The organism is Paenibacillus arenosi (genome assembly GCF_014841135.1).
In the GTDB taxonomy this organism is placed as follows: Bacteria; Bacillota; Bacilli; order Paenibacillales; family Paenibacillaceae; genus Paenibacillus_B; species Paenibacillus_B arenosi.
Genome location: NZ_JACYTN010000013.1, coordinates 76,196 through 88,907, shown reverse-complemented (window position 1 = coordinate 88,907; position 12,712 = coordinate 76,196). Strand labels below are relative to the sequence as shown.

The following is a 12,712-nucleotide window of genomic DNA, read 5'->3' as shown; positions in this document are numbered from 1 at the left end:
GTCGAGCACAATTAGAGGAAATATACGTGAAGATACTAGCTTGCTCGCACAGTGTGTCGATCCGTCGATCGATAGCAGCAGCTAACCGATTGACCATTATGTCATAACACTTGTGTGCCTTCTATTTAAATAGGCATAAAGCGAATACATGCAACCTTTAACAGCGAGAGCAGGATCGGCGCTTCACAGTGTCTTCCCTGCTCTCGCCATTATTCAAGAGAGAGGAAATGTTACGATGCAGCGTAAATTGAACTTGATGCTAGTCCTGTTTAGCCTTATCGGCGGCGGCGTTGGCTTCATTTTAGGTGAGGTGCTGTTGTACCAGTTGTCTGGTGAAGTACCGAACGCGGTACTAGTCGGCTTGTACTTTGGCGTACTCGCATTATGTATCGGATTGGGTGCCCTTATTGCGGAGCTGATGTCCCCTCGCCTTAACGGTGCCTCATGGCGCCAACGCTATGCAGGGGCGTCATGGAAATATATCGCACCAGCTACATTGGTTCTGTTGTTCGTTGTAGGACTTACCCTGCAATTTATCTACGGGCTTCAACTCGGAGGCGCTAAGAAGGTCAACGACATCGTGCTCGTCATCGACAACTCGGGTAGCATGAACCGAACAGATCCAAACAACGATCGCAATGAAGCAGCCAAGCGCATGATCGCACAGATGGATGCAGACAAACGAGTGGCAATCGTTGAATTTAACGATCAAGCCGCTGTACTTCAGCCATTTATACAAGTGAAAGATCAAGCAGCCAAAGACAGCATCTATGCCACGTTGGACGCACAGAAGACTACAGATGGTGGAACGGACATTGCGCGTGCGCTCGATGAAGCGATGCAGCATATTAAAGAACAAGCTGACAGCATGCGCGGCACGATGGTCGTTCTATTGTCAGATGGTGTGAGTGAAATGAACTTGGACGCTGCTACTTCCGAGTATGCGGCGCAGCATATCGCCGTTAACACGATTGGACTTAGCTTGATTGAAAAGGCAGGCTCTAACCTGCTGCAGCAAATTGCCGAACGCACAGGCGGCCAGTACTATGATGTATCCGAAGCGAATCAGCTATCATTTGTCTTCCAAGACATTTACGAGAAAATAGACAATCGCACGCTTATTACCGAGCGTACAGGCCCGACTGCAGATAACACCTACTATAGCATCTTACGCGTCATTGCCATCGTGCTAATCGGAGCAGCAATTGGTCTAGCGCTTGGACTGATGTTCGACAATCGCTATTTGGCGCGCAGCTTCGCTATCGGCGGTGCAGTCGCCGGACTATTCGCAGGCCTCGTTCTGGAGGCTGGCCTAACAGGCATTATCGTGCTAGACAGCGTGGTCCGATTGATTGCAGACTTGCTGCTGGCAGGTATAATTTCCGTATTCACGCTGGTGGTTCCGATTAAAGAGAATTACACACTGCGCGACAATACGCACCGTCCAAGCCGTTCAGCGGGCAGAGGCGCGAGCGAAGAGTTTACGGAGAAGCCAAGAGACAGCCGCAGCCACGGGTTCTAAGGGTTTAAATGAAATAAAATTATGGACCCATTCGTACGGATACATTTATGTGATTGCATTTAAATAATTGCATTCATATGAACGCCATCGTGCAACCAGATGGAACTACTTGAAGTGGAATGCTCCTAGTTTTGATGTTATGTTTTGATGTTATGTTTTGATGTTATGTTTTGATGTTATGTTTTAATCTTCTGGTATTCTATTTTTTAGAAATTTTAATTGTGACAAATGTGCAGTTATTGAATCGAAAATCATGCTTATTTGGGGCATTATCGGCAAAAATGCAGTTATTTTTGTTCCCTAGCCCCTTTTGAGTGCCTAATCGCGAAAAATAACTGCACTTTTGTCCAAATATACCGTAAAATTGCGTTTTCCACTTAAAATAACTGCATTTTTGTCCATAACGCCACTGCCGGTTACGATGCGAGTTATGCGCGATGCGCGAGCTATACAGGTTATACGAGTTATGTGAGCTATGCGGATTATACGAGTTGTGCGGGTTATACGATCTATGCGAGCTATGCGAGCTATTCGAGTTATACAGATTATACGAGTTATGCGAGCTATTCGGGTTATACAGATTATACGAGTTATACGAGCTATTCACAGGTTATACGAGCTATGCGGGTCATACAGGTTATAGTAGTAGGATTTATGAAATAGAAATCGATTCAACATGCTGTATAAATGCTATAAATGATGCTCTAGATCTGATCTATAAAAAACCGCGTCACACTGTCATATGCAGGGGGCTAACACATATGCACGTTATTAATGCGGATTCAACGACACCAGTCATCCGTGAACTTACCTACAAAATAGATGAAGACCGCTGCACGCTGCGCTGGCTATGGCCCGATGGTGTACAGGCAGTATACATCCAGCGAGCGCCAGTTGACGGACAACAACTGCAAGAAGAGGAAGCTCCGTCGCCAAGCAGCCTTAAGCTATACACGAAAAATGAATACAAAGCCAACAACGGCTATCATGAACGAATTGACAAAATCGGCAGGCTATCCTACACCGTATACGCCAGCCTAAATACCGACGAAGGAATAGCACTCATTCATCAGCCTGACGGGCGGAACCGTATTTTAATGAGTACGGGCAAAGCCCGTATCTATTACTCCCTTCGCCAGAGCAGCGGATGGTTCAAGCGCTACAAGACCGTGCAAATTCAAGTAACAACGGAAGTACCCTTAGCCAAAGACGTGCTCTGTTATGTTAAAAAACAAGGCGGTTCCCCTGTCAACAAAGAAGATGGCACCGTCTATCCGTTCGTAGAGTCATTCGTTGCAGGCAAGACCGTGCTGCCAATTATCGAAGTTGGCAAGGACGACTACATCCGGCTCTTCTTCACCGACGGACGCCACTATGGTCAGGTGTATGAACTAATACCGGAATAAGGAGGAAGACAACATGGGTATTTTTGATCTTTTTAAAAAGAAACCGCAAGCTGCGCCTAAGCCGCTTTTTTACGATATTGTATGTCCCTACTGCTTCAGCAAATTCACACCTGATGAGGTCGTATTCCGTGCGACTCACCATCGCGAAGACGATGAAGATTATGCACTTCGGGAAGATGAACCGTTGAATAAATACAGGGAGCGATTCGGCCTTGATTCCGTCTACGATATGGAGGCAATCCTGTATCCACGTGATATTCCAGAGGAGCATCATATCTATTCCGATCACGTCCTATTGGGACTCAACGATCGTTACGGCGTCACGACTCGCCGCAGGCTTTGTCCGACGTGTCACAATGAATTGCCGATTACGGCGGGTAAAGTGCCAAGCAATATTATTTCCATTATCGGTGCTTCCCAAGTTGGTAAATCCGTGTATATGACATCGCTCATCCATACACTGCAGCATCGAACGGCCGATCATTTCGATGCCGCTTGTATGCCGCTCAATGCCGAAATTAGCCGTAAGTTCCGTACGATGTACGAAGAGCCGTTATTCGAGCGCGGGGATCTGCTTGCGTCGACTCAGAAAGAGAAGATGCAGGAGCCGTTCATTTTCCAATTCGTATTCAAAGATGAAACGAAACCGCCACTAACGCTGGTGTTCTTCGATGTTGCAGGAGAAGGTATGGTCGATCAAGATTATCTTGGTCTGCACGGTCAGCACATCAAAAACTCGGCGGGCATTTTATTTATGGTCGATCCACTGCAAATTCGTTCCATTCGCGAGAAGATTCGTATCAACACTGGCGACACCCCCGGTGAATGGGTATCTCAATATGATGAGCCGCGCGATGTTGTACTGACGATGTTCGGCGACTTTATCGCGTACGAGCAAAATACGAAGACCGATATTCCAACAGCTGTTGTCCTAACAAAGAGCGATATGCTCCATACGCTGGCCGACGAAGGCGATGACTATTTGAAGCCAAACAGTAATATTTTCAACAACATGGTTCATCGTAAATATCTTAATTTGACAGAACAAGCGAATATCGATGGAGAAGTACGTCGCTTTATTGAAAAAGTAGATCGCCCATTCAAAGGTACGATGGACGTTTACTTCACGAACACATCGTATTTCGCCGTATCTGCATTAGGTAGCAATCCGGTCAATCAGAAGCTGCAAGGCGTAGTCAATCCGATTCGGGTCGATGAGCCATTCGTCTGGCTGCTGCACAAGCTCAACTATATTGAGGGGAGAGAAGAACATTGAATCGGTCCACTCCCCCGTTGATTCAGCAGCAAATGTACACGCGTGAGCGGAGCGGCATTTTCCGATCGACGGAAGGCTATGATACGATTGCCCGTTCAAATGGTCTAGACCCTGCTTTTATTAAAAAGATTTTGCATCCGTTCTGTATGTACGATGCACCCGCTCAATTAAGCAATGTCGGGGAAAAGGATGAATCGCAATATCCTGAAGCTGTCCATCTGATCCATACGGAGGGCGGACAAATAGTGCTTGGGTGCAGTGTCTATCAAGCCGCGGACTTTACAGGTTTGCGCAGTGCTTTTTTTACACATAACTATGTCATTCCTGCGGAGCGCTCGCAAGAACTTGTAACCGACTATGTATCTTGGTTGAATGCAACATTCGTTCGTAGTTACCAACTTGAAAATGGTGCCGAACTGCCTGAGCTTGCTGAGCTGACAACTGCGAGCGCCGCAGAAGTCAAAGAGGAATGGAACATTGAAAGCCCTGCTGCCATGCGCTCTGTGCTGGCTCAGCTAGGTATAGATGAAACCATGTTCAAGCAGATGCTGTTTGCTGTAATGTCGGCTGTTGCGAACAAAAAGAAAGTCTATATCGCATTAGACGTGCCCATTAGTCAGACTTCGGCTATTGCTAGGAAGCTGCTAGGCATTTTATATGCAAGTATGCCGTATGCTTTCCGTGCACAGCTTGGCTTCCTCTCCTATGCAAAAGAACCGCAGAGCAAAAAAGGCGTTCATGTGACGTTCGTAGAAAAAGGCAGCCTGCGTCCAGGAGATCGTGCAATTGAAAAGGACTACACGTTTGATCTAACAGCTCAACGCGTTACGAACGTAGAAGCCGATCTCGCCCAGCAGCCGTATCTTGACTTTGCTTGGCGAAATCTTGATCGTGTAGAACGCGCTACAAGCTTCTACACCTATGCGGAGCATATGCTCTCGGACATGGGGCCAGCACGCAGTATGTCATTAGCAAGCTATCATGAGTTGGCGGTATTGTTCCAAATCGAAGAAGGTAAACATTCGCTGTATGAACAGAATCGGATTCCTGTGCTGCAGACGCTACTGGACTATTTGGCACCTGAAGAAGCTCTACAGAAGAAACAGCAGCTCAACAACCTATTCGTACAGCTATTTCAACGCGAATACGAAGCCGTTAAGCAGCGTCATGTTCCAGAGCTTGCTGTTGTGGAACGGTTTAAAGAATACGATCAGCGAAATGGGACGACTATCCGTGAAGCATTTATCGGCTTCTTAATTAGCGCCCTTAATCATGCCCTGGCAGCTCAACGTACGCAAGAAGCGAATGCTATCTATGCCTTGATCGAGCGCAGTAATGAGTTAAGTAAGCCTTTATTTGATAAAGTGCTGAACGGAGGATTGGCAGGAACGTTATTTATGCCGTTTCTTCATCATAAGCTTCAGCAGACAAGTTCGGCAGAAGAAGCTGTGCGGATCTTGCACGATTGGACGTTACGACACCATCAGTTGCTAAGCTTGCCTGCTTATAGCGAGATGGCTCACTATCATTTGGAGGATAAGCTTCGTCGCGCTCCAGATCTCGTTACAGCTGTGAACGATGTGTTAGAACAAATCCATCAACTAGAGCAAATGAAGCCCGTTCATTCTGCGTCGACTAAACCGTCGAAAACAGAGCCGCACGAACAGGATGGCAACAGTCCTTTGTTGCTGCAGCTGCTGTATGCAGCGAACCAATTCCTGCTCACAGAGCTTGACTTGGATCAAGTAACCAAGCAGCAGCTGTTGCAAGTAGGCTTCCTAGAAGAAGCGGCTGAGTTCCGCGCATGGGTCACTCGCTATGACCAACGTATACGCGCTAAGGCAGCTGTGATGCTGGCAGCGTATCAGTGGTTCTCATTTACCAAGCCAGATGCAACGATATTTGATAATTTGTCCCCTGCTGAACTTGATCGCGTTCAGAAACTTGGACAGCGCTGGCTGCAACAAGATTTACAAAATGGTCAATTCGATAAACTTGTATTGGCATTTTGTCAGGATACCGATGAGGGTGTTGTGGAGTATGGGACGATGCTGCAGTTTATTCATACACATGCACAAGGTCGGGAGACGTTATACCAGTTCTTTAACTGGTCTGAAACGCACCCTAGCTTTATACGAGCTCGCAAGCTCCATCCGAACTATGCGGCAGCAATCATTACTTATTTTAAACGTCATGATCAGGATGCGTTTAAGTCTCGCCAATATCGGAAGCAATATTTTGAACAAGCTGGACCAGCACTAGAACCTGTATATGAAAAGGCGCGCTATGAGTTGTCATCGCCTTTGGCTAGACTATTTAACAAACGTAAAAATGTTGTCTTGTTCTCGGTCGGTACAGCTGTTGTTATAGTGAGTACGACTGTAGGGCTGTATGCTGGAGGTGTATTTGGAACTACAGAAGCTCCAACTGCAACAACGGATTCTGCTCTCGGAGCTGTGGCAGACCCCACAGACCCCAATACAAGCAATCCAGCGACTCCAACGGACTCAGCTAATACAGCTGAACCGTCTGTTATACCAGGTCTTTCTGCCGTTTATGTGGAACAGGTAAAGGAAGGTACAGGTAACGAATCAAGTGAATCAAGTACTGATACGAGTAACGATACAACACAGCTTGTATTTGAATTTGAGACTACCGAACCTTGCAAAGTGCTAGAGCAATCTAAGCCTGCCAGCGCAAGTATATTGCCTGTCAACGAGCAAGCTCAAGAGCAATCGTTGTCCATCATGACACCGACAGCTTCTTGTGATGCAGTTCCCTATCAAGTGAAGCTTCCACTTGCAGAGAAGATGGATTTGCAAGCTGGTGCACGTATTCGAATCGGTGAGCAGACATACACGCTTTCTGAACCAAAGCAGCCCACTGGTGAGTAAATTAATGAAGCAAAGTGGAATGGCTTGTCTAAGTTAGTTGCCATCTATATAGTCGCAATCGAAAAGGCTACCATGTTTATGAACACATATCCAAATCGTTAGACGTATCTAACCAATGGAAACGTTCAAACAATGGTAGCCTTTTTTTGTGTGTCATATGTCGATTCATTCACTAGTAATCAAATAACTCATAATCCACTGCTCTCCCAGTGGTCCTTCCTTTCTCCTCCCGCTATCCTCAAACCCCACATTCAAATAAAGCTGTTGTGCAGCCGTATTTCGATGATTGACAGCTAAAACAATCTCATTGCAGCTTGGAAAATGTTCTTTTACAAACGCACTTAACTGCTTCATTCCCCGCTTCGCAAACCCTCTTCCTTGCTGAGCATGATCAATCGATAGTGCGGTTAGCAGCATCGCGTGGGAATTGTCGGTGTACTGCTTCACTCGCTTCGTTGCATGCAGCATAAAGAAACCAACTGCATCTGAGTCATGCTCAATGACGACGAGATATTGTCCTTCCGTCACTACCTCCAACATTTCTACTGGCAATGCCGTGAATTTCTCCTGCTCCTTAGGTAGCTTAAACTGCTTCAATGAAGCTAAATGCTCGGATCGATAAAATGCTAACTTTACTTCCGGTGAAGTATGTAACCTAGTGATCATAATCGTTTATCCTCCTAATCATGCTGTACGTATAATTATCATGTACGCCTATTCCTCACAATTTGAAATAAAACATTGATCCATTTCAAAAAGGTTACTATAATAGTAGTAACTTTTAAAGATAAGGATGTGTCGTTTTGCCGTTTCGCGTATATATTTTAGCTATTGCAGCTTTTGTTGTCGGCACAGTGGAGCTCATCGTCGGTGGTATTCTTGAACTGATCGCAGCTGACTTGAACGTGTCCGTTAGTGCAGCTGGTCATTTTATAACAGTATTCTCAGTAGCTTTCGCTGTATCTGCACCTATATTAATGAATGTCACGGCGAAAATGGACCGGAAGAAGTTATATATAATCTCCCTATTCGTGTTCATGATCGCCAATCTAATCGTTGCCATGAGCTCCAGCTACAATGTTATTCTTGCAGCTCGTGCTCTTTCCGCCATGAGCGGATCGATCATCATCGTACTATCGATTATGATGGCATCCCAACTTGTCCCACCTTCCCATAAGGCACGTGCAATCGGCACCATCTTTATGGGGATTAGCGGATCACTTGTACTAGGTGTCCCGCTTGGTATGGTATTGGGCAATGCCTACGGATGGCGTGCTCCATTCTTCTTCATTGCTGCACTAAGTGCAATCGCGATGATTTGTATACAGCTGCTGATGGAGAAGACGGCGCCGAATCCGATTATTCCACTGCGCAAGCAGCTTGCTTCGTTAAAGGACAGTAAAATTGTCAGCGGTCAATTGATTTCATTCCTGCTGTTGACGGGTCATCTAACGCTGTATGCTTACTTTGCACCTTATGTACAATCGAACTTTAACGTTAGTGCAAGCACAATGAGCATGATCTACTTCTTGTTCGGCATCGCGGCCGTATCTGGCGGCGGCATCGGCGGATGGATTGCAGATCGTATAGGTACACACAAAGCACTTCTAATTATCGTACCAAGCTTCGCTGTGTCTATGTTTGTATTGCCCTTGGCTGCACAGGTTTCCTTCTACGTCTTCTTGGCGGTCGTTATGGTATGGAGTGCACTAAGTTGGGCCATCTCACCAGCACAACAAACGTACTTGATGCAATCGGCGCCTGAAACAGCGGACATTCAGCTCAGCTTGAATACGTCCATCATGCACCTTGGTATTGCTTGTGGTTCCTTTATTGGAGGGATCGCGATTAATGAAGCATCTGTCGCAATGAACCCTTGGATCGGTGGAGGTATCGCCATGCTTGGACTAGCAAGCGCATTATTCTCACTTAGCCGCCGTTCACGTGCTGTTAAGCAGCCTTTGGCGACGACGAAGCTTGCAGCTAAAGCGTAGCATGCATACCATCTGGTATTGTTCAAACAATCATTAACCACATGAATAATATGAATCACGTCGTGTACGTGAATCGTATATCGCCTTCATATTAATAAAACAGGTCCTGCTATTCACATCAATCTATATGAATAGCAGGACCTGTTTTTCATTTACCACAACCATATTCCCATGCACTCTGCACCGTAGGTGTCAATCACTATGATTCTAATTAATAGCGCAGTCGCAGGAGCAGAGAACGCATTTCATCATCCTGCAATAGCTCGTCTACATATTTGAGTGAAATTTTCGCAAGAGCTACATCATGATAGAAGAACTCCGTAAAGAACTTCACAAACGGCTGTGCCTGGGTCCGAATCGCATGCCAACTGCCGTCCTCCATGCCTGCAAACAATACCTGCTTGCCGTCAATTACAACAAGAGTAAACCGCTCCATATGCGCCGTTCCCTCAGCAGGAGTAAGAAAATGCAGCTTAGATAACTCGACATCTACAGAATCAGTACCAATGACCAGCGCCTCTACTTGAACCCCTACTTGCTCTTTTTGCTCGAAGGTATTCGCATAACCTGCAAACTCATCCGCCCACATCGACACGACGATCGACTGCTGTGCCCCAGCAATCATTTCTTTACAATAAGCAGCAATCGAGCTTTGAGACTTCAGGCTCCATACTTGATCATCACCATAATTGCGGCGCACGACACTTGCTCTCAGCTGCGTAATATCCTGCTCGAATTCACGAGTCAGCTTATCTATAACGACTTGAATCGGAAGTGCCGCATACGTACGCTTCTTGCCTGAGATTGCATCGAGTATGATGCCCTTCTCTGCTAAACGGCTTAGTACTTCATATATTTTTGCCTTTGGTACACCCGAATACTTCACAATGGACGTTGCATCCATCGCTTGCTCACTCGTAGCTAACGTCTCGTACACTTTACTTTCATATTGGGAATAACCGAATCGTTGCAGCATAGTACCTCCTTAAATGTCTGCATATGACTGCATGTTGTATCCCTTTATCTTACCGAAAGTACGAATAGATGCAAATAGATGCGCTTGTAAGCCATCCGCAGTTGCTAACGCCTAATTGCAATTCGCTGCTCACTAGTGATGTTTTCATCCTACACATTGACGCTGCGTAAAGGTCAACCCATTTTAAAAACAAATATCTTCTTCCCTATATAACAAGTAAACGAAAATAGTCGTAGCAGACGCACATGTGTATCTGCTTGCTCATTATTCCATATAAAGGTTATGATTGTTCTCGATAGCTTACACGCAAATTTATAACTTTTACCTATATGAGCAGAAACACTAACCAAGATTACAGCCCTTCCCGAACGGGAAAGCCCACTTCTTTAGATGTGGGATGAAAGTGAGGTCGTATACAGAGTACCACTATAGCCGAAGGTTTGTGGTGCTTAAAGTATCCGAAAATTGTTGACTTGTGTCTTTGTTGTTGCAGTTTTATCTATCAACTGATAAAACACTAGCATGAATGAATATAGAAGAACATCCACAACGGTATCCTTGCTTAACTATCATTTTGTGTTTTGTCCACGATACAGGCGAAAGATATTTCTAAAGTCAGAAGTTGAGCAACGATTCAAAGAGATTGTGAAAGACGTATGTTCGGAACTAAGTATTGAAATTGTAGCCCTTGAGTGCGATAAAGATCATACTCACATGTTTCTGAATGCTCTGCCTTCGTTAAGTCCTGCTGATATTATGGCAAAAGTGAAAGGAGTCACATCTAAACAACTACGCGAAGAATTTCCACATCTTCGGCATTTGCCTAGTCTTTGGACACGATCATACTTTGTTTCTACGGCAGGAAATGTATCCAATGAAACAGTTAAACGTTATGTAGAGCAACAAAAGACGAGGGGGTGATACGCATGAGTCAAACAGTGACAGTCAAGGTAAAACTACTTCCAACCTCAGAACAAATCAAGATGTTGAAGCGAAGTGGACAAGAATATATTCAAGTCATTAATGCACTTGTAGCCGAAATGGTAGAAGAAATGAAAAGTACAAAGAAGACGACAAAGGACGTTTTTGCTAATCTGCCAAGTGCGGTAAAAAACCAAGCGATCAAGGATGCGAAAAGTGTCTTCTCAACTAAAGTGAAAAAGAGTAAATACAAGATTATTCCAAGTCTAAAAAAACCTGTTTGTGTATGGAACAATCAAAACTATTCTTTTGATTTCACACATATCTCCCTTCCATTCATGGTTGATGGAAAATCAAAGAGAATTAAAATTCGCGCTTTGTTAATAGACAAAGGTAATCGCAATTTTAATTTGCTTACACATAAACTTGGAACTCTTCGTATCACTGAGAAATCAGATAAGTGGATAGCACAAATATCAGTGACGATTCCAACGATTGAAAGAACTGGCATGAAGATTTTAGGCGTCGATTTAGGGTTGAAAATACCTGCGGTTGCAGTAACTGACGATGATAAGGTTCGTTTTTTGGAAATGGACGAGAGAACAAGTACATGAAAAGAAAGGCTCGATCTATACGTAAAAAACTAGGGAAACAAAAGAAAGTAAACGCAATCCGTAGGCTAGATGACAAAGAACAACGGTGGATGAAAGATAAAGATCACAAAGTGAGTCGCCAAATCGTTAATTTTGCAGTCGACAATAAAGTTTCTGTCATTAGATTGGAACAGTTAGCGAATATAAGACAGACGACAAGAACAAGTCGTAAAAACGAAAAGAATCTACATACATGGTCTTTCTATCGCCTATCTTCTTATATCGAGTACAAGGCGAACTTAGCAGGAATCAAAGTGGAGTATGTGAATCCTGCTTATACTTCACAAACATGTCCGAAGTGTTCCGAAAAGAATAAAGCAATAGATAGAAGGTATATGTGCGCGTGTGGATTCAAGAAACATCGTGATGTGGTGGGCGCTATGAACATTCGTTATGCACCTGTGGTTGGCGGCAACAGTCAATCAGCCTAAGCATCTATATGATCTGGCTTAGGAGGGGCGATGGCACGCCCTAATCTTAGCAGTTGTCCAAAACAGAAATGGACTGCGGACGCAAAACTAGCTAAGAATCCCAGTCACTTTAGTGACCTTGCGGCTTTAGCCGTGGGAGTGTCAAGGATTATACAGACCGTACGACTTGCATTTTATTTGGAGACGGAGCTGGTGCTGCCCTAGTAGAGCGCGATGCCCAACATCCTAGCTTTATCAGTGCGGTTCAAGGAACGAAAGGTGAAGGCGATAAACATGTATATGTATCAGGATTGTCCCACATAGCGCCAACCAACGTATTTTAGAGTCCATCAGCGAGCGCATCGATGTTCCGATCGAGCGCTTTCTATCAAGCATTGAATATTATGGCAATAACTCTACGGCTTCGATTCCACTTGCTATTCAGGTGGGTCTTGAACAGGGTAAGCTGCAAAATGGGGATCATCTCATTCTATTCGGATTCGGCGGCGGCTTAACGTATGCTGGCCTCCTCCTTCAATGGAATCTTGACCCGGAAACAACATAAAGACGTTGTAGCAGGATCGTTTATGGAGCATAGACACTTCAAAGACGGTCCTTTCCTCTACCTGTTCTTATTTATCTATTTTGCTTCTGCTGATA

Annotated in this window: 9 protein-coding genes and 2 pseudogenes; 9 read left to right on the top strand and 2 right to left on the bottom strand. The window is 44.9% G+C overall.

Annotation, left to right across the window (positions count from 1 at the left end; translation table 11 throughout):
* The first annotated feature begins 235 nt into the window (after positions 1 to 235).
* The 4 genes from IFO66_RS15310 to IFO66_RS15295 all read left to right on the top strand — a co-directional run bounded on the left by IFO66_RS15310 (position 236) and on the right by IFO66_RS15295 (position 7,098).
* Complete coding sequence (locus IFO66_RS15310; RefSeq protein WP_192026017.1) at positions 236 to 1,522, top strand: vWA domain-containing protein; 1,287 nt, start codon at positions 236 to 238, stop codon at positions 1,520 to 1,522.
* Between the two features lie 761 nt (positions 1,523 to 2,283).
* Positions 2,284 to 2,928 (top strand): beta-mannanase, encoded by a 645-nt coding sequence (locus tag IFO66_RS15305; RefSeq protein ID WP_192025992.1) that lies wholly within the window; start codon positions 2,284 to 2,286, stop codon positions 2,926 to 2,928.
* A 13-nt stretch (positions 2,929 to 2,941) separates the two neighbouring features.
* Positions 2,942 to 4,204, top strand: a complete 1,263-nt coding sequence (locus IFO66_RS15300; protein WP_192025991.1) for a hypothetical protein — start codon at positions 2,942 to 2,944, stop codon at positions 4,202 to 4,204.
* Positions 4,201 to 7,098, top strand: a complete 2,898-nt coding sequence (locus IFO66_RS15295; RefSeq protein ID WP_192025990.1) for a GAP1-N2 domain-containing protein — start codon at positions 4,201 to 4,203, stop codon at positions 7,096 to 7,098. The genes IFO66_RS15300 and IFO66_RS15295 overlap by 4 nt, the downstream gene beginning before the upstream one ends.
* A gap of 165 nt (positions 7,099 to 7,263) precedes the next feature.
* Here the strand turns inward: IFO66_RS15295 and IFO66_RS15290 are convergent, their stop codons facing one another.
* Positions 7,264 to 7,764 (bottom strand): GNAT family N-acetyltransferase, encoded by a 501-nt coding sequence (locus IFO66_RS15290; RefSeq protein WP_192025989.1) that lies wholly within the window; start codon positions 7,762 to 7,764, stop codon positions 7,264 to 7,266.
* 137 nt (positions 7,765 to 7,901) lie between these two features.
* On the opposite strand from IFO66_RS15290, the gene IFO66_RS15285 reads away from it, so the two are divergent.
* A complete protein-coding gene (locus IFO66_RS15285; RefSeq protein ID WP_192025988.1) occupies positions 7,902 to 9,092 on the top strand; it encodes an MFS transporter in 1,191 nt (396 codons plus the stop codon).
* Positions 9,093 to 9,303: 211 nt separating this feature from the next.
* Here IFO66_RS15285 and IFO66_RS15280 read toward each other — a convergent pair whose 3' ends face one another.
* Positions 9,304 to 10,068, bottom strand: coding sequence for a TrmB family transcriptional regulator (locus IFO66_RS15280; protein WP_192025987.1), 765 nt, complete (start codon positions 10,066 to 10,068; stop codon positions 9,304 to 9,306).
* Between the two features lie 522 nt (positions 10,069 to 10,590).
* Here IFO66_RS15280 and tnpA point away from each other — a divergent pair.
* From tnpA to IFO66_RS15260, 4 genes and pseudogenes are all read left to right on the top strand, one after another.
* Positions 10,591 to 10,989, top strand: a complete 399-nt coding sequence (tnpA, locus tag IFO66_RS15275) for an IS200/IS605 family transposase (protein WP_192025986.1) — start codon at positions 10,591 to 10,593, stop codon at positions 10,987 to 10,989.
* Positions 10,990 to 10,994: 5 nt separating this feature from the next.
* Positions 10,995 to 12,073, top strand: a pseudogene (locus IFO66_RS15270) (RNA-guided endonuclease InsQ/TnpB family protein).
* A 30-nt stretch (positions 12,074 to 12,103) separates the two neighbouring features.
* A complete protein-coding gene (locus IFO66_RS15265; RefSeq protein WP_192025985.1) occupies positions 12,104 to 12,277 on the top strand; it encodes a hypothetical protein in 174 nt (57 codons plus the stop codon).
* Positions 12,214 to 12,617, top strand: a pseudogene (locus tag IFO66_RS15260) (3-oxoacyl-[acyl-carrier-protein] synthase III C-terminal domain-containing protein); the annotation flags it as partial. The gene IFO66_RS15265 and the pseudogene IFO66_RS15260, both read left to right, overlap by 64 nt.
* Positions 12,618 to 12,712: the final 95 nt, after the last annotated feature.